General features: G+C 40.5%; 15 protein-coding genes. 8 read left to right on the forward strand and 7 right to left on the reverse strand.

Annotation, left to right across the window (positions count from 1 at the left end):
- Window positions 1-9 precede the first annotated feature (9 nt).
- Window positions 10-1,041 carry a chemotaxis response regulator protein-glutamate methylesterase gene (locus H5186_RS09705; protein ID WP_149980432.1) on the forward strand — a complete coding sequence of 344 codons (1,032 nt, stop codon included), beginning with the start codon at window positions 10-12 and terminating at the stop codon, window positions 1,039-1,041.
- Window positions 1,042-1,105: 64 nt separating this feature from the next.
- On the opposite strand, the gene H5186_RS09710 is transcribed toward H5186_RS09705, so the two are convergent.
- Entirely contained in the window at window positions 1,106-2,137 is a 1,032-nt protein-coding gene (locus tag H5186_RS09710) for a polysaccharide deacetylase family protein (RefSeq protein WP_182794415.1), read from the reverse strand.
- Here H5186_RS09710 and dinF point away from each other — a divergent pair.
- The 3 genes from dinF (at window position 2,114) to H5186_RS09725 (ending at window position 5,727) form a co-directional block, all read left to right on the forward strand.
- Window positions 2,114-3,448 carry an MATE family efflux transporter DinF gene (gene dinF, locus H5186_RS09715; protein ID WP_182731732.1) on the forward strand — a complete coding sequence of 445 codons (1,335 nt, stop codon included), beginning with the start codon at window positions 2,114-2,116 and terminating at the stop codon, window positions 3,446-3,448. The two genes, H5186_RS09710 and dinF, sit on opposite strands and share 24 nt — an antisense overlap.
- A 116-nt stretch (window positions 3,449-3,564) precedes the next feature.
- Window positions 3,565-4,179, forward strand: coding sequence for a trimeric intracellular cation channel family protein (locus tag H5186_RS09720; protein WP_145237840.1), 615 nt, complete (start codon window positions 3,565-3,567; stop codon window positions 4,177-4,179).
- A gap of 33 nt (window positions 4,180-4,212) precedes the next feature.
- Window positions 4,213-5,727 (forward strand): YifB family Mg chelatase-like AAA ATPase, encoded by a 1,515-nt coding sequence (locus H5186_RS09725; protein WP_182731733.1) that lies wholly within the window; start codon window positions 4,213-4,215, stop codon window positions 5,725-5,727.
- Window positions 5,728-5,740: 13 nt separating this feature from the next.
- Here H5186_RS09725 and H5186_RS09730 read toward each other — a convergent pair whose 3' ends face one another.
- Together H5186_RS09730 and H5186_RS09735 are read right to left on the reverse strand one after the other, a co-directional pair.
- Window positions 5,741-6,448, reverse strand: a complete 708-nt coding sequence (locus tag H5186_RS09730) for a response regulator transcription factor (protein WP_149980436.1) — start codon at window positions 6,446-6,448, stop codon at window positions 5,741-5,743.
- Window positions 6,449-6,602: 154 nt separating this feature from the next.
- A complete protein-coding gene (locus H5186_RS09735; protein ID WP_182794416.1) occupies window positions 6,603-9,098 on the reverse strand; it encodes a S9 family peptidase in 2,496 nt (831 codons plus the stop codon).
- 156 nt (window positions 9,099-9,254) lie between these two features.
- Between H5186_RS09735 and H5186_RS09740 the strand changes: the two genes are divergently transcribed.
- Window positions 9,255-10,331, forward strand: coding sequence for a CNNM domain-containing protein (locus H5186_RS09740; protein ID WP_182718562.1), 1,077 nt, complete (start codon window positions 9,255-9,257; stop codon window positions 10,329-10,331).
- On the opposite strand, the gene H5186_RS09745 is transcribed toward H5186_RS09740, so the two are convergent.
- The gene (locus H5186_RS09745; protein ID WP_149980438.1) at window positions 10,328-11,548 is read right to left on the reverse strand and encodes an EAL domain-containing protein; all 1,221 of its coding nucleotides are present in this window, start codon (window positions 11,546-11,548) and stop codon (window positions 10,328-10,330) included. The genes H5186_RS09740 and H5186_RS09745 overlap by 4 nt on opposite strands.
- Before the next feature lie 144 nt (window positions 11,549-11,692).
- Between H5186_RS09745 and H5186_RS09750 the strand changes: the two genes are divergently transcribed.
- Window positions 11,693-12,709 (forward strand): metalloprotease, encoded by a 1,017-nt coding sequence (locus H5186_RS09750; RefSeq protein WP_182718563.1) that lies wholly within the window; start codon window positions 11,693-11,695, stop codon window positions 12,707-12,709.
- Between the two features lie 51 nt (window positions 12,710-12,760).
- Here the strand turns inward: H5186_RS09750 and H5186_RS09755 are convergent, their stop codons facing one another.
- Both H5186_RS09755 and H5186_RS09760 read right to left on the reverse strand, forming a co-directional pair.
- On the reverse strand, window positions 12,761-14,074 hold the full coding sequence (locus tag H5186_RS09755; protein ID WP_182718558.1) for a short-chain fatty acid transporter: 1,314 nt from the start codon (window positions 14,072-14,074) through the stop codon (window positions 12,761-12,763).
- A gap of 165 nt (window positions 14,075-14,239) precedes the next feature.
- Window positions 14,240-15,190: a chemotaxis protein CheV gene (locus H5186_RS09760; protein WP_149980441.1), complete on the reverse strand. Its 951-nt coding sequence runs from the start codon at window positions 15,188-15,190 to the stop codon at window positions 14,240-14,242.
- A 169-nt stretch (window positions 15,191-15,359) separates the two neighbouring features.
- On the opposite strand from H5186_RS09760, the gene H5186_RS09765 reads away from it, so the two are divergent.
- Window positions 15,360-16,427, forward strand: a complete 1,068-nt coding sequence (locus tag H5186_RS09765) for a potassium channel family protein (RefSeq protein ID WP_182794417.1) — start codon at window positions 15,360-15,362, stop codon at window positions 16,425-16,427.
- The gene (locus H5186_RS23045) at window positions 16,427-16,636 is read left to right on the forward strand and encodes a hypothetical protein (protein WP_149980443.1); all 210 of its coding nucleotides are present in this window, start codon (window positions 16,427-16,429) and stop codon (window positions 16,634-16,636) included. The genes H5186_RS09765 and H5186_RS23045 overlap by 1 nt, the downstream gene beginning before the upstream one ends.
- A 62-nt stretch (window positions 16,637-16,698) precedes the next feature.
- Here the strand turns inward: H5186_RS23045 and H5186_RS09770 are convergent, their stop codons facing one another.
- Entirely contained in the window at window positions 16,699-17,730 is a 1,032-nt protein-coding gene (locus H5186_RS09770; protein WP_149980444.1) for a cytosolic protein, read from the reverse strand.
- Between the last annotated feature and the right edge of the window lie 35 nt (window positions 17,731-17,765).

Here is a 17,765-nt window from a genome sequence, read left to right on the forward strand (position 1 = left end):
GGGTAAAAAATGGTCAAGGTGTTAGTGATTGATGACTCGCCATTGATTCGACGAGTATTGACGGAGGTACTACACCAGGCTGATGATATTCAGGTCGTAGGGTGTGCAGAAGACCCTTATCAAGCACGAGAAATGATTAAACAGCTTAATCCCGATGTGCTGACTTTAGATATTGAAATGCCGAAAATGGATGGCATTAGTTTTTTGAAAAACCTAATGCGTCTACGGCCTATGCCTGTGGTAATGATATCAACGCTCACCCAAAAAGGTTCACCGATAACTTTGGAGGCGCTGGAATTAGGAGCAGTTGATTTTATAGCTAAGCCGACAGTCAATGTATCTGAGCAATTAAGCCAGTATGCTAAATTAGTGCAACAAAAGGTCCGTACGGCAGCGGCGGCACGAGTACGGCCTTTTAAATTAAGCCAAGTACAACCTATCGAAACGCTAAGTAATGCACAGTTTAGTATCAATAAGGTTTTGGCGATTGGAGCTTCAACAGGAGGAACAGAGGCGATTAAAGAGGTGCTAATAAGAATGCCAGAAAACTGCCCTCCGATCGTTATCACGCAGCATATTCCACCTGTGTTTAGTAGTTCATTTGCTTTGCGCATGGATAGGACATGTACTATTAATGTCAAAGAGGCGCAGCAAGGCGATAAGTTAAAAGCTGGCTGGGCGTTTATCGCCCCGGGTGGTCAACACTTAAGCGTTATACAGCAAGGAGGCAGCTTATATTGTCAGCTTGATGAGAGCGAGCCGGTTAACCGTCATCGTCCTGCGGTTGATGTATTGTTTAACTCGCTGGTTAAAGTTTGCCCTAAAAATACCATCGCAGCTTTATTAACGGGTATGGGGAGCGATGGTGCGCAAGGTTTACTGGCGCTAAAACAGCATGGTGCTTATACCGTAGCGCAAGATGAACTATCGTCAGTGGTATGGGGCATGCCTAAAGCCGCTGTAGAGATCGGAGCAGCTTTAGCGGTGGTCTCGCTTGATAAAGTGACGCAGCATCTACTAAACCAAGCAATGAAAAAGTAGTCACCTTATAAACTTGAGCTGATTATCCCGGGCTCAGGTTGATAATTATCAAGGGATTATATTTTTACTGCACAATTACCCACGGTTGTGAAAACCAATAATAGCTATTCTTATGAGCAATTGATGGCGCTGTGCAGTTAAATTGTGATCGCCCTTGAGCTAAATTTTTCGGTGAATTTATGGTCACAGTATCAGCTGCTGACCAGTCTAGTTTTGCCTGACCGATGCCCGATACATAACAAGCTAGCTGACTTTTATGAAAGTCTCCCATATTAAATTTAATGCTGATCTGAGGTGGATTTTGGCTGGTCACGCTATCAATATAAGTAAGCTCTTGGATTGAAAATGCGCGAGAGTTTAGTTTGGTCACTAGCGTATCAAGCTTGCTATAAAACCCAGAAGCCGGAAAGCGTGGTAAACGGCTAAAATCAGAATCTTTGTTGATGGCACCAGAGTGTTGGCCAATACCAATAAAGCCCAACTCTTTCACTAAACTTTGTAATTGGTTATTAAACTCGCCATATGGATATGCTAAGTATTTATAGTCATGGCCAATTTCTTCTTTGATCCGTTGTTGTGATGACAAAATATCTTGCTTAATACGCGCCTGCCATTGTTGGGGTGTTTCATCGGCTAATTTACGATGTAGGTAATCATGTTGTGCGCTGTGATTGCTGATCAGAGCACCTTTTTTGGCAAGTTCTCTGAGTTTATTCCAGCCCATTACATAGCCTTTACCTTCATCAATCAATTTTGGATTAACGAAAATCGTATAGGGGTAAGCAAACTTTTCTAATATCGGCGCTGCTTGTTCATAATTATTGTTGTAACCATCATCAAAGGTAATAGCGACGGTTTTATCTGGTAAACTTTGGCCTTGTTGTAAAGCAGATAGTAATTCATTCAGTGGCACTACGTTAAAGTCATGCTGTTTTAGATAGTTTAAATGCTCAGTGAAGGTTTCTGCACTGACACTGGTGACTGCTGGCAGGGTCTCACTGACATGGTGATACTGTAAAATAACTGCGCTGTGAGCAGATAAAGATAGACAAAAGAGGATCGATAGCAGACTGTGAAAAAATTTCTTAATCGTCATAAAGCACACCATAAAAGCTTGCTGTTGTTAGCTGGTCCAATGATATTATCAAATATAACCGTGCCACTGTTAGGAATAGTTGATACTGCAGTAATAGGGCATCTTGGTAGTGCTCATTTTCTTGCCGGAATTGCCTTGGGCGCCACGGTAATTTCATTGCTATTTTGGTTGGCGGGCTTTTTACGCATGAGTACCACAGGGCTGGTTGCGCAAGCTTATGGCAAGAAAGATTATCCTCAATTAGCCGGATTATTAAAGCGCAGTTTAGTATTAGCGCTTATCGTGGCATTTTCTTTAATTGCTTTATCGCCACTTATTAAAAATGCCATAGCTTACCTTTCTGGTTCCAGTGCGCAGGTGCTCGCACAAGCTTATAGTTATTTTGAAATTCGTATTTTTAGTGCACCAGCGGCATTATGTAACTTGGTATTATTAGCTTGGATGTTAGGGATTCATTACGGTAAAGGGCCTTTTTATTTATTACTAGTTACTAATATCACCAACATTGTTTTAGATATTTATTTTGTTGTGTACTTAGATTGGCAAGTCGCCGGAGCTGCTTGGGCATCGTTGATTGCCGATTATACCGCGCTATTATTTGCATTATTCTTGGTTTTTAGGTTAGCGAAAAAAATGACTGTGCCGCTATTTTTAGGTGGGTGGTTTAGCCGAGATAAAATGTGGGCGTTATTAAGTCTTAACCGTGATATTTTTATTCGCTCCTTAATTTTACAACTGTGTTTTAGCTTTATGACCTTCTATGGTGCACGCATTGGCGAGGTAACGCTTGCGGTAAATGCTGTATTACTGAACTTTTTAATGCTTGTGAGCTTTGCTCTTGATGGTATTGCCTATGCAAGTGAAGCAAAAGTTGGCCAAGCAAAAGGTCAACATAGCGTACGGCGTATAAACTTATGGGTAAAAATAAGCGTATTTTGGGGAATGCTATTTGCTTTTTGTTATAGCGTGTTTTTTGCATTGTTTGGTTCGCAAATTATTACCTTATTAACAGATATTCCTGAAGTGATCAAAGCCGCTAATGAATACTTACCATGGTTGATTTTTATGCCATTAGCGGCAATGAGTTGCTTTTTGTTTGATGGTATTTTTGTTGGCCTAACCAGAGCTCAAGATATGCGAAATACCATGCTAATTTCAGCATTAGTTGGATTCTTTGGCGTGTTTTGGGTGTTTAATGCTTGGCAAAATCATGCGCTTTGGTTAGCAATGACCTGCTTTATGCTACTGCGTGGCATTACATTGGTCGTACGTTATAAGCAGTTGCAAACAGCGCAGCAGTTACTGAATTAATAGAAATAGCAATAAATCTAAAGTTCACTTATAACTTTGGATTTATTGTGCTAAAACGGCGTCGTTAAGCACTGTTTATTTTAACTTCGATTCGCATCTTGGGATGGCTTGGATATATGACTGAACTTTATCATTGGTTTGATTTAATTGGCATCGCCGTATTTGCCATGTCAGGCACTTTAATTGCCTATGATAAAAAAATGGATGGCTTTGGAGTCGTGGTACTGGCGACGGTCACCGCGATAGGTGGTGGCACAATTCGAGATTTGATTTTAGATGTTCCGGTATTTTGGTTACACGACCAAAGTTATTTTATCGCGATATTTGCGTCTGTCTTTGTTACCACGCGATTGATCAATAAGCAAAAATCAATTCCTTTATATCATTTACAAGTTGCAGATGCGTTTGGTTTAGCGTTCTTTGCTGTAATGGGGGCGCAAAAAGCATTGCTCGCGGGGATGCCAGCTACAACCGCAATTATTATGGGAGTGATCACCGGTTGCTTTGGCGGAGTAACGCGAGATGTGTTGGCAGGCAATATTCCTATGCTATTAAAAGGTGAGCTATATGCAATTACTTGTATTGCTGGTGGTATTGTTTATACCCAAGCAATTGTATTGAACATTGAGACAGAGATAGCGATGGTGTTAGCGATGTTAACCACCTTGCTGTTACGCCTTGCAGCAATGAAATGGCAACTAACACTACATATTTTTAAATATCCTGACTAGACTGTAAAGAACAGAACGTTACAGGGACAAAGGATGTCATTAGCTCGAATTTATTCTCGTGCCCAAGTGGGTATTCAAGCACCTGAAGTGATCGTTGAGGTGCATCTAGGTAATGGTTTACCAGCATTTCATATTGTAGGTTTGCCCGAAGCCTCAGTAAAAGAAGCCAAAGATCGTGTACGCAGCGCATTAGAAAACTCTAAATTTGGTTTTCCAGACCAACGCATTACAGTCAATTTAGCACCTGCTGATTTACCCAAAGAGGGGGGGCGTTTTGATTTAGCGATTGCGGTTGGTATTCTCATCGCTTCAGAGCAAATTGTTTGCACTGATATTGAACGCTATGAATTTTATGGTGAGCTGGCACTGAATGGCGAAGTGCGTGGCGTGAATGCAATACTCCCATCAGTTTTAGCAGCTAAAGCACAAGGGCGTTGTTGTTTTTTACCTTTAGTAAATGACAGTTTAGCGAGTTTAGTAAATGGCGTTGAGCGCAAAGCGGTCTCTTCTATCCAAGAAGTATGGAGTGATTTACTCAATCAGCAGCCTTTACCTCTTAATATTAGCTACCCAGAACAGCAACATAGCGGTGTTGAATTCTTAATTGATTTAAGTGATGTAAAAGGCCAGCCGGGCGCGAAAAGAGTGTTAGAAATCGCTGCGGCGGGTGGCCATAATTTACTTTTTTTGGGGCCACCTGGTACGGGGAAGTCAATGCTCGCGCAACGTATGCCGACTATTATGCCGGGCATGTCCGATGATGAGGCACTTTCCACCGCAGCGTTGTATTCAATTATTGGTCAAAGTGTCGATCTAACTAACTGGCGCAAGCGACCATTTCGTAATCCTCATCACACATGCTCCGCTGTGGCGCTAGTCGGAGGCTCTTCAAACCCAAAACCAGGGGAGATTTCACTGGCACATAATGGCGTATTATTTCTTGACGAACTACCTGAGTTTGAACGTAAGGTGCTTGACTCATTACGCGAGCCAATGGAGACAGGCACTGTAACGATTTCAAGAGCGGCAAGGCAAATGGAGTTTCCTGCACAGTTTCAATTAATTGCGGCTCTTAATCCAAGTCCTACGGGTTGTCATAATGATAAGCGCGCAACTCCGGATCAAGTTATGCGTTATTTATCGCGGGTATCAGGACCATTTATTGACCGTATTGATTTACAAATAGAGCTACCACGTTTAAGCAGTGCGCAATTGCAAAGCACTCAAGAAGAACAAAGTAGTGCGACTGTGCGCACGCGGGTCGAGGCGGCATATAATCTGCAATTGCGTCGCCAAGGTAAAGTCAATGCGCGACTTAATAATAAAGAAATGAGTGTGCATTGTGCGCTTGCAGCGCCGGAGTTACAGTTTTTAGCTAAAGCCAGTGAAAAGCTATCATTATCGCCACGCTCTTATCATCGAGTGATCAAAGTAGCGCGAACAATTAGTGATCTAAAAGGGCAAGATAATATTAGTTTAGATGAACTAAAAGAGGCACTCAATTATCGTGCATTTGAACGTTTGTTATCACAATTAACCCAGTATTAGTGGTTAGATTGCATTAAATTGACAGCATGTAGCCTTTACCGCGTACCGTAACGATGCGTTTTTGGTCTTTTTCATCGCTCAGTTTTTTACGTAAGCGACCAATTAAAACATCAACAGTTCTGTCATTTGGACTCCAATCTGGCTGGCCAATTTCTTCTGATATTTTTTCACGAGACGTGGCTTTTCCTGCGTTTGAGATCAAACAAATTAACACTTTATGTTCCGCTTCAGTGAGCCTAGATTCAATGCCATTAGCAGTGATTAAAGTGCGGTTGTCTGGATGCAGTTTGAAGTCAGCATATTCAATAAATTCTTCGCTTTCATCGCTACTGTTATTATTGCTTTTTAAGCGCTTATAAAGTGCTCTTATACGCAGTTCAAGCTCTAATAAATCAACAGGTTTACAAATATAGTCATCAGCGCCTTGAGCAAGTCCGGCAATACGATCGGCTTGAGAATCTCGGCTTGAAAGCATGATCACACCAATGTCTGTGAGGGTGTTGAGTTCTTTTGCTAAATGTAAGCCATCACGTTTAGGTAATACTATGTCAATAATTGCTAATGATATGGCATCATAATTATTAGCGCGAGATTGCACTATAGCTAAGGCATCAGCGCCAGTTGCATCATTCTCAATGCAAAATTCAGTCTCTGCAAAATGATTGATTATGCGTTTAACTAATAGTTCGTCATCTTCAACCAATAAAACATGAATAGTCATAGTATCTTAATTACCTTTAATGATGCCTCTATGTTATCACTCATTCGTAAAAGGTGAGAAGGGCGATTTTTAGTATTTATGCACTATTTAGGTGATTATTTAATTATTATCAACAGGTAAACATACTAGGTTTACCTGTTGAACAGAATAAAAGCTACTTTTCAGGGTATAAGTACTGCCACCACTGTGGTTGCTCTTTTAAATGCTTATCGAAGTAGGCAAACATAGTATTCCACCAATCAAAGCGTTGATCGCGAGCAAAAATTTGATGGTCCGCCCCTTTATATTCAATAAGGTCAACATCTTTGCCTAGTAGTTTCAGCGCAGTATACATAGTGTGACTTTCGCCTACAGGTACATTGGTATCAGCATCACCATGTAATAGCAGTAGCGGTGTGGTTACTTTGTCTGCATGGAAAACCGGGCTATGTTGGCTGTATAGTTCACTATTATTCCAAGGATAGCTGTTTTTAGAGGCTTCGCCAGAATATAAATAGCCCCACCAACCGTGACCCCAATACGAGGTAATATTAGAAATCCCCGCGTGTGCGATTGAGGCACTAAACATGTCTGTTTTAGTGGTCAGTAACATAGTCATAAAGCCACCGTATGATGCGCCTAAATTACCTATACGATTTTTATCAATAAATGGATACTGTTTTAATAGTGCTTGGGTACCTTGCATAATATCGTCAGCAGTATATTGACCCCACGCATTCACATGCTTAGCAGAGAACTGTTGGCCAAATCCAGTTGCACCGGTCGGTTGCACTACATAAACCACATAGCCATGCTCTGCCCATAAATTGAAAGGATAACGCCCAGTAAAACCACGAGTAACCGGTGATGTACCGCCATAGTAATATACTAATGCTGGGTAGTGTTTGTTCTTATCAAGATTGCTTGGAAAGTAAACACGACCTTTAATTTCAACACCTGCGGTATTGATGAAGTTAAATTCATCTAAGCTGGCTATATCGGTATTTGCATACGCTTGTGGTTTAGAATCCCACAATGTGGTTGCGGTGTTTTTATTAATACTTAACTGTTTTAATTGCTGTGGAGATGATGCATTAGAGCCGCTAACTAAAATAGCTGGGCTGCGGTTGTTTGAATAACTGAATTGTTCAACTACATCAAAACCTGTTTTGAGTTTGCTAAAGCGTTGTTTGCTTTTATCGTACAGGTATAAAGCAATCGTATCTTGCTCAGTGACTTTAACGAGGGCATCGCCATTAGCGAGTACTTCAAGTTGACCAATGGCAGGATCAAATTCACGACTTAATGGTGCTGCATTTTTACCATGATCAGTTAATAGGTAAAGCTGTCCATCATAGTTGTTGGCAAGCATATTCTCAGGTAGGTTTCTGCCTAAACCATCTTTAAAATCAGGACCCGCAGTGACATAAATGTCATCACCTGTGTATTTAGCTTGATTAAACGTAGTAAACTGACCAATAACTGTGTTGCTCGCATTGGCAATATTCAGTTCCACTAACTCTGTGGTGGGGTGAGTCGACGCTTGCATTACTTGCACACCACGACTCAGTAATACCGTACCACGTTTGCTATTAAAATCTTCAATACTGTGACTAAGTGGTCCTTGGCTCAATGCTTTACTCAGGCCTGTACTTATATCTAATAAGTAAGCTTGTGAGGTTGTGCGGGCATATGACCAGCGATCTTGTAAACCTTGGTAGTGTTTAGTTAGGCTGTTATCAGCTGCTGGTGATTTGGACCAGCTGAAGATTAAGCTGTTGTTATCGTAATAAGCAAAGTCACCCGCGCCCTCTAGGTTGTTGGCAATCACTTTAAGATTAAGGGTTTTGCGGTTTAATTGCTTTAATTTTCCATCTAATAGATAGACTAAATAATTGTTATCAGGGCTCCAAATAATGTTACTCGGTTGACCCGACTCAAAACGGTAAACTATTTGATTATCATCATTTTTTAGCTCAGTGATCACATTTGCTTGATTACCCGTGCTATCTTGATAATGGCGTTTTGCCACTAAATAGTGTTTGGCATCAGGTGCTAAAGATAGTGAACTGACCGTTGTGGCATCAAACAGTTGCTTGGCAGATAAACCATGTTGCTCTTTATTGCTAAAAGTTAATCGATCAATTGCTGCTTTAGGCTCGAAATCAACGTCAACATCGTGCCAATTAGCAACTTGTTCAGCAATAATCACTATTTGGTGATCGCCTTGCGGTAATGCCAGTTCATAGCTTTCTTTTGTGGCTGTTTGTTTTTCACCATTGATAAACAACTGCGCTTTTTCGATACCTTTAAGTGTCAATGTGCCTTGGCTAAAGCGCTCAGCATGAGTGGTAAACTTTAATGCTTGTAGACCGCCGAGGGTTAATGCATTTACTTTATCTAAGGTTTGCCATTTTAATTTTTCGCCAAATACCGTAATGCTTGTTGTTGGTTGTTGAATGCTAGGTAATAGGGCGTTAATAATCGCATCTTGATGCTCAGTTTGGTATGGCTTTAGCTGCATGTCGGCTGCAATTGGGCCAATAAACTTAATATCTGCTTTATCTAATGGTGCAGCCACTAGAGCGCTACTTAACGTGCTTAAAGTTAACACCGCGAGTGTGGTTGTTAGGCGAGGTGTTTTTCCGCGCCATAGTGAACTAAAATTCATTATTGAGCCTGATGTAGGGAATTTAATTTAATATAGCATGTGGTTGTGATGTCAAAAAGTGCTCTGCGATGGATTCCATTGCTCAGCAGTATAAGGTTTGAGGTTAGGGCTGACACTTGGTAAGGTGTTGAGCAATTGAGTAGCGTAGAGGTAACAGTGACATTATTAATCGTTTACATGGTAGCGGCGATTACGATTTCTTTTTTATGTTCGATTATGGAAGCCGTATTATTGAGTATAACGCCTAGCTATGTTGCAGTATTACGTAAAAAAAAGCCTAAACTAGCCAAGCGTTTCGAGCACTTGAAAACCAATGTTGATCAGCCTTTAGCTGCTATTTTAACCTTAAATACGGTTGCCCATACTGCTGGAGCTGCCGGTGTAGGGGCACAAGCTGCCGTAGTTTTTTCTGATGCGGCGGTGGGAATTGCTTCGGCGATAATGACTTTGTTAGTATTAGTGTTGTCGGAAATCATTCCAAAAACTCTGGGCGCAAAGCATTGGCGAACGCTTGCTCCTATGGTGACCAAAGCATTACAGTATTTAGTTATCGCACTCAAACCTTTTGTGTGGCTTGCTGAAAAACTCACCGGTATGTTGGGTCGTAATTACAACGAAGAGTACTATATTCGCCAAGAAATTGAAGCCATGGCTGATATGGGATCGCAATCAGGTGCCTTACATCAGGAAGAGTCTGAAATCATCCGTAGTTTATTGCATTTTCGTCACGCCAAATTAGATGCGTTAATTACCCCGCGTACCGTTTTGTTTAAAGTACATAAAGATTTAACCGTAAATCAATATTTGGCTGAGCATGGTTCAGCGTCGTTTTCTCGGGTGTTGGTATATGATAAAAATGGTGATGATATTATCGGTTTTGTGCATAAAAACGATATTATGCTGGCGTATCATAGGTTGGGTGAAAACTATAAAATCAGTAAGTTGATAAAACCTATTTATACTGTGCCAGAGACTTTATACGTACCTACTTTATTGCATACTTTGCTAGCTGAGCGTACTCATATTTGTTTAGTGATAGATGAATATGGTGATGTGCAGGGGATTGTGACACTCGAAGATATGATCGAAGCGTTAATGGGCTTTGAAATAGTCGATGAGCATGATCAATCAGCTAATATGCAGGCAGTTGCTAAGCAACGCTGGCGTCAGCGCTTGGAAAGTAGCAATAAATTGTTAAGTGCTGAGAATACCATGGCGAAACGAAAAAATTAACGTCGGCTATGACTATTTAATGAAACCATATGTAGCCATGATTGCGCCCAACGAATAAATTCAGTTTTGCCTTTTGGGCGACTGATCAAAAAGCCCTGCATTAAGATGTGCTCTTTAAAACGATCTAAGTATTCAAGCTCTTCAACGCGCTCAATGCCTTCAGCGACAATTGTTAAGTCATCTTGAATGGCTATATTTACTAAGCTACTAACAATGACTTGAGAAAATAAATCACTTTCAATATTACTGATCAAGGTACGATCTATTTTCACCTCAGTAAAAGGCAATGTTTTTAATTGCTGTACATTGGTAAAGCCGGTGCCAAAATCATCAAGAGAAATGCCAAAACCGCGCATTCGTAAACGGTTTAGAGTTTCTAGCTGTGCAGAACTGGATAAAGCATGCTGTTCTGTGATCTCTAAAATAATCTCACTTGGGGTCAGTTGATTAAGATGTAAAATTAAAGCCAGCTTATCCGGGCAGCTTAAATCTTCTAGCTGGCAGGGGGACAAATTAAAAGCCAGTTTAAGTTTGTAGCCTAAACGAGTTTTTATTTCTGAGAAATCGCCTGTTGCCTTTTCAAACAACTGAAACGTGATCAGATTAATTAAATCTAAATCTTCAGCAACACAAATAAACCGTTCAGGTAAAAATATAGCACCTTGTGCTGCGGTCACAATTCTGGCTAATACTTCTACGCTTTCAACTTTATTATTAGTACGGTTTATTTTTGGTTGATAAAACGGCGTTATCTCATTATGGCTTATCGCATGCAGTAATTGCGTTTCAGAAATTGGTTCTGTGGGCTTTTCAGTATGACAAGCTAAATACTCTAGTTTTTGTAGCAGTGTATAAACTTGGTTGAGTTGTACTGGTTTGGCGATATTACCAATTAAATGTACGTTGTTTTTACGCGCTAAATCAGCCGCTAAATCAATGATTTTTGAATTCATTTCAGAAATAATGACAATTGCCCCAGGGTAATGTAACTCGCCAAGGTGACGAATAAGCTCCATGCCATCCATGTTCGGCATATTCAGATCAGTAAATACGGCATCAAAAGCATATGGATGCGCTTTTACTTTATTGAGGGCATCTTGCGCATCTAAACAGGTTGTTACATTGGGCACATCAAGCTCATTTAAGATAGCCTGCATCACTACTAAAATAGCTTTTGAATCATCAACGACCAAAATGCTGCGTGCTAGCTTTGTCATTTTCTTCCCTGAAATAAAATTTACTCGTTAATTAAAAGTAGTCGAGAATAGCGAAGGTGTCAGCTTTATAGTTGCAAATATATTCCATAATCTAGCTAAAAAAATGGGTATACTAACGATATAATTTTTAAGATTTGAAGTGACATCATGCAAATACAGCTGACCCTTGCTGATCAACAATTTAGTTTAGTGCTCGCGGGGCAACAAATTGTAAAAATTTTTCAGCAACAACAGGCAATCGGATTTGATAATCCACGTGTTAACTATTTTGAATTTAAGCTAAATAATCAAGTGATTGGTTTAGACACCAGTACGGTCATTGAGCATAGTATAGCGCTACATATTGATAATGAATTTGTAAAACAACTGACATTACCGCCTATTGAAAAAACTAAACCTAAGCAGGGGCTGCTTGGATTATTTGCGCTCGGTTTTAAGATTTTTAAAAGTGCGAAAGTCGTCAAGGTAGTATTAGCGGGCGCCTCAGTGGCTGGTTATGCTTGGTTATTTACGTTTGAGTTTGCGCTTATGCTAATTGCTTGTTTGGTGATCCACGAGTACGGCCATGTCAGAGCAATGCAATATTTTGGTATTAAAACCAAGGGTATCTATTTAATCCCATTTGTTGGCGGGCTTGCCGTAAGCGACGATAAAATTACCACCCGCTGGCAAGATGTGGTGATTTCTTTAATGGGGCCTGCATTTGGTTTGATCACCTCCGTACTTGGTGTGGTGCTTTATTATGCCACCGAGATGGAAATATTTGCCGGGGTCGCAGTACTCAGCGCATTATTGAATTTATTTAACTTGCTGCCTATTTTACCGCTTGATGGCGGGCATGTATTAAAAAGTATTAGCTTCTCAATGCGTTCATGGGTTGGTTTAAGTATTTGTATTTTAGGCGTGTTATTTGGCTTATGGCTAAGCTACACCTTTGGTTTAATGCTATTAGTGTTTTTCTTATTTATCGGTGCACTGGAAATCGCCTTTGAATGGCGCGGCCGCCACTATTCGCATTTACTGCCACTAGATAAATACGGGCAAGGTTTTTCGGCTGTGATGTACGCTTTGGTAGTTGCAGGCCATGTGGCTGTGATGATGCATTTTGCTGATTCTGAAAACGCAATTTTAAGCCTGCCAATGAAAATTCTATCGAGTTAACAAATTTAAATAGCGTGAGGTGTTACTCACGCTGTATTTTTGCAGCAAGCGTTACGGATAAAAACTCAACATCAATGATATAAACACGCCGGTTATAATTAGCTGCACTAAACAAAAGCCCATAATGTCTTTGGCTTTTAGGCCGGCAATTGCCAATACCGGTAAAGCCCAGAATGGCTGAATAAGATTAGTCCACGCATCCCCCCACGCTACTGCCATCGCGACGCGCGGCATATCTGCACCCAGAGCTTGTGCTGCGGGTATCACTATAGGCGCTTGTACAGCCCATTGGCCGCCACCTGAGGGCACAAATATATTTACTAAGCCAGCACTTAAAAAGCTCCAAAATGGCAATGATTGTGCACTGGCGATGGCGATAAATCCTTGTGATATCTGCTGCGCCAAACCCGTTTGTACCATGATTGCCATGATCCCTGCATAAAATGGAAACTGGATAATAATCCCTGCGCCGCTGGGGACTGCTTGCTGCAGGCTATTAAGTAAATTATACGGCGTTTGATGCAGTAAAATCGCAGAAAATAAAAACAGTGCAATCACACTGTTTAAATTAAGTGAGCCGCCACTAAACACAAAATAATTAGCTAAATAAACTAGCCCAAGTACTCCAATGCCTAGTCCTAATAACTTACTGTGTTCAATTTTATCGGCAGGGCGACTAACATTGTAGGGCTTAGGTATCGGTTCTGCTAATAGCGTTTTATCAACATAAATGCTGTCTTTTGCGCTGGGTAACATATAACGATTAACCAGTGGCATAATGATAAATAAGCCAATAACTATAGCTATATTAAATCCTGAAAACAGTGTTTCGCTGGTGTTTATCACACCAATGCTTTGCTGTGCAAAATGCCCTGACGTTGCGATAGTTAAAGGAATTGAGCCTGCCAAGCCACCATGCCAAACAATAAAGCCAGAATACGCACTGGCAACCAGTAAGCGATAATCAACGAGTGTGTGGCGGGCAATGGCTTTGGCAAATAAAGCGCCAATAACTAAGCCAAATCCCCAGTTAATCCAACTGGCGAGTAATGATACGAAAGTCACTAATAAAATAGCTTTTGGCGCAGTATTGGCAAGTTTTGCTAATTGCGTGAGCAGTCGGCTCATCATCGGTGTACTTGCCAGCATATATCCGGTGAGTAATACCAACAGCATCTGCATGGCAAAACTTAGTAAGTTCCAAAAACCACTGCCCCACGCGCTCAGCACTTGTTGTGGGTTTGAAGGTGTCACTACACACGCAATTATAAAGGTAAGTAGTGTGAGTAAAATAACAAAAATAAATGGATCGGGTAGGTAACGTTCCACTAATTTAGTGAACGGTTTGGCAACATGATTTAGCATAATGATTGTGTGTTTTGATTATTGCTACATATTGCCAATTAATCACGAAAGCGTTTAATTGGCAAATAGAGTTGTAGTCGTGGTATTAAATCGCGTATTTCTTCGTCATTATAACAAACGTTAATTCAAGCACTAGCGTGGCATAAGCCACGCTTAGATACAGTGCTATTTCTGTGGTGCGAGGACCGCTTTTAAACGTGTTTGTACTTCTTCTACGAGTAAGTCTGGTTGAAATTTAGATAAAAACGCATTGCAACCCACTTTCTCGACCATGGCTTGGTTAAAGCTGCCACTGAGGGATGTGTTAAGTACCACATGCAGATTTTTTAAGCGGTTATCGTTACGGATCTCGTGCGTTAAGCGATAACCATCCATTGCTGGCATTTCTGCATCGGTGATCACCATCAGTAATTCTTTTTCTACGTCCATGCCTTTATCAGCCCAGGCTTTAAGCATATTGAGTGCTTCAAGACCATTACTGGCTGGGATAATCTCAATACCCAACTGCGTTAATGTATCGCTCACTTGTTTTCGTGCTGTAGGTGAGTCGTCAGCATGGAGTATTTTTCGGCCAACAAATTCGTTTACGATACTTTGGTCAAGTACCTCATCAGAGATTTGCACTTCGTACTCAATAATCTCTGCTAGTACTTTTTCTACATCAATGATCTCTACTAACTGCTCTTGGCCATCACGTTGAATTTTAGTGAGCGCAGTTAGATAATGATTTTTACCGATAGAGGAAGGCGGTGGCATTATATCTGACCATGTCATATTAACGATTTGATCAACCTTACCAATTAAAAACCCTTGTACTGTACGATTGTATTCAGTGATCACTAAGTTACTATCTTCAGTATTCTTAGCCGCAGACATGCAAATCGCTTGGCGTAAATCAATAACAGGGATTGATTCACCACGAATATTGGCCACGCCTGATATTTTAGGATGGGCATGTGGAATGATACTAAGATGCGGCAGTTTCACTACTTCTTTAACTTTAAAGACATTAAGAGCAAACAAGTGACGACTGTGCAAATAAAACAATAATAACTCTAAGCGATTTTCACCAACGAGTTGAGTTCGTTGATCAACAGAAGCTAATACACCTGACATAACACGCTCGACTTTATAATTAATAATTCAAGTATAGCTTACACTGTTCTACTTTAAAAAAGCAGTCTAGATAATAATCTTGATCCTCAAAGGTATTTCAAGCATTGCCTTCATTTCAGCATTACAGTAACTTATCGGATAATTGATAGCTGAATAACCAAGTGTGGGCATGCCTTTTATATTTAAACGATTATTTTTACTAGTCAGAAATCATATTGATCAGGTTAGTTGGCAAGCTGTCGCTATTGCTACATTATTACATATGGTCTTGATCTGGTTGTTGTTAATCTTCGCAGGAGAAGCCGCACTAAGGCCCGTTAGCACCTTTGTTTATTACTATATCGTTACTACCTCAACGGTAGGATATGGTGATTTTAGTGCAACTACAGATCTGGGTAGATGGATTGTGGCGATACTGCAAATTCCATTTGGTTTAGCTTTATTTGGTGTCCTGTTAGGTAAAACAGGGCAAACAGTTACTTATTTAATTAGGCGCGCTATGACGGGTGATAAAAGTTTTGCACATTTTCACAATCACATTATTATTTTTGGCTGGCATCAAATTCGTACTAAAAAAATGATTGATTATATTCTCGCTGACCAAAAGCGTTTGGATCGACGAATTTTGCTTGCGGTCACAGAGTCAATGGAGCATCCGTTTTTAGCTAATGCCCATGTTGATTTTGTGCGCTTAACTAGTTTTACAGATTTAAGCGAGCTGGAAAGGGTCGCAATTAAACTGGCAGATAAAATTATTATTGACGGGCAAGACGACGACGAAACTTTTACCACCGCCCTGCGCATTAGTAAATTAGTAAAAGATGACTGCCATATTAGTGCGCACTTTAACGATGAGAGTAAAGTCGAAATGCTACTAGAACATTGTTACAACGTGGAATGTTCAACGGCTAAGTCAGCCGAAATTCTAGTACGCTCAATGCAAGACCCAGGCTCTAGTCGTGTACAAGAGGAATTATTATCTACTTTGCATGGTGATACCCAGTTTAGTTTAGTTATTCCTGATGATTTAGCGGTAATGGAATTTGGTAAATTATTTCATCATTTTAAACACGACCATGATGCTATTTTACTTGGTGTTGCACACAATCTAAGTGCGCAAAATATGGATTTAAATCCACCACTGGATTATCCGGTTAACAGTGGTGATATTTTACATTATATCGCGGTTGATCGTGTTTTAAGCAGCGAAGTCGATTGGCAGGGGCTTGCTAAGTAATGAATGAAGTGGCGTTTTTAATTCTACTTTTGAGTGCTTATATTTTACCAGTGGTAATTGTGCTTAACAGTAAGCGCACGCAAGGTCATGAAAAAAATGGCTGGTTAATCGGCATTATCCTTTTCTCCTGGCTCGCACTGATAATGTACTTTGCGATAGTGCCCAAGCACGGGCACAAAAAGAAAACTACCAAGAAAAAGAAAGGTTAAAATTGAGTTGTCAGTTTACATATAAATTTGCCAACCGTGCTTGATTAAACAAGCACGGTTTTTTATTTTAACTGTTTTAGTTTGTGCTCCACTAAAGGATCATCAGGGGCAAGTTGCTGAGCAACTTCCAGCAGCTGAATGGCATCCTTAGGGTGTTCATCTTGGTGCTTTAGCGCGACATCAATCAATGGTTGAATATCAATTTTTGCTTGATGCTCTTGCACATGCGCTGCTTTTTCATCAATTAGTATGTTGTGCGCTTTGCTTAATAATACTTGGCGGTGTGCCGATTTAGCATTCGCCTTGTTGAGCCTTCTATAATAGTCTTCTTTAAAGCGCAGGGTTTTGGTTTGTAGGCGAAATTGCGCAATATCGACTTGTTGATGGCTAATAAAGTCGACGGCCACTTGTTTATAGAAGCCAAATTTATTTAGGTAGGTGGCATGGGTACTGTGACCCATACCAAACACGCGTAAGTGGGTTAGTTGCGAATAGCGCTTAGCATGGCCACGGTCAATACGATTGGTCGGGTCGTAAATTATATAGCCTTTAGCATTGCCTAAATCGAGATCGTGGTAATCTTGCTCCCAATCGAATTGTTGTGCTATATCGGTACTTGAGCGGTCATCCCAAGGAGCAAGTGCTTTATTTTTGGTGCTAACAGGGTGAAATAACAGTACCTTATCTAGCTTTAGTAAATTAGCAAATGCACCCACAGCAAAGCCACCTCGGCTTAAGCCGTAGCCTAATCTCTGGGTAAAGGGTGTTAGCAAGGGAGCGAGTTGCTCGAGGAAAAACAGTAAATTACGGTGTCTAAACCAATTACTTATTCCTAAGTGCTGAAAAGAAATAACATTCACATGTTGTTTTTGCGCTAGTTGAAATCCCCAAGGGCTAAAATCATCATTGAGATCATGCTCTTGGTAATTAGTACCTGCAGGAGAAAAGGTGAACAATAAAGGCTTATTTATATCAATAAAGTGATACTTAACAAAAACATCGCCAAGTAAATCGCCTCCAGAGATAGGTAATCTGGTTTGCTGTTCATCTTGAGGTAGAGTTAACCACTCATCTAACCAATACAGTAATTTCATCTAACCCCCTAACTAAAACAAGCCAACTATTTTAG

The organism is Pseudoalteromonas sp. SG41-2 (genome assembly GCF_014164535.1).
Taxonomy (GTDB): Bacteria; Pseudomonadota; Gammaproteobacteria; order Enterobacterales; family Alteromonadaceae; genus Pseudoalteromonas; species Pseudoalteromonas rhizosphaerae.

What these genes read in the sequence shown, in the direction of transcription:
- H5186_RS09725 (WP_182731733.1), top strand. Translation starts at nt 4,213, where the DNA reads ATGTCATTAGCTCGAATTTATTCTCGTGCCCAAGTGGGTATTCAAGCA.
- H5186_RS09745 (WP_149980438.1), bottom strand. Translation starts at nt 11,548, where the DNA reads ATGACAAAGCTAGCACGCAGCATTTTGGTCGTTGATGATTCAAAAGCT.
- H5186_RS09760 (WP_149980441.1), bottom strand. Translation starts at nt 15,190, where the DNA reads ATGTCAGGTGTATTAGCTTCTGTTGATCAACGAACTCAACTCGTTGGT.
- H5186_RS09730 (WP_149980436.1), bottom strand. Translation starts at nt 6,448, where the DNA reads ATGACTATTCATGTTTTATTGGTTGAAGATGACGAACTATTAGTTAAA.
- H5186_RS23045 (WP_149980443.1), top strand. Translation starts at nt 16,427, where the DNA reads ATGAATGAAGTGGCGTTTTTAATTCTACTTTTGAGTGCTTATATTTTA.
- H5186_RS09755 (WP_182718558.1), bottom strand. Translation starts at nt 14,074, where the DNA reads ATGCTAAATCATGTTGCCAAACCGTTCACTAAATTAGTGGAACGTTAC.
- H5186_RS09735 (WP_182794416.1), bottom strand. Translation starts at nt 9,098, where the DNA reads ATGAATTTTAGTTCACTATGGCGCGGAAAAACACCTCGCCTAACAACC.
- H5186_RS09770 (WP_149980444.1), bottom strand. Translation starts at nt 17,730, where the DNA reads ATGAAATTACTGTATTGGTTAGATGAGTGGTTAACTCTACCTCAAGAT.
- H5186_RS09710 (WP_182794415.1), bottom strand. Translation starts at nt 2,137, where the DNA reads ATGACGATTAAGAAATTTTTTCACAGTCTGCTATCGATCCTCTTTTGT.
- H5186_RS09705 (WP_149980432.1), top strand. Translation starts at nt 10, where the DNA reads ATGGTCAAGGTGTTAGTGATTGATGACTCGCCATTGATTCGACGAGTA.
- H5186_RS09765 (WP_182794417.1), top strand. Translation starts at nt 15,360, where the DNA reads ATGCCTTTTATATTTAAACGATTATTTTTACTAGTCAGAAATCATATT.
- H5186_RS09720 (WP_145237840.1), top strand. Translation starts at nt 3,565, where the DNA reads ATGACTGAACTTTATCATTGGTTTGATTTAATTGGCATCGCCGTATTT.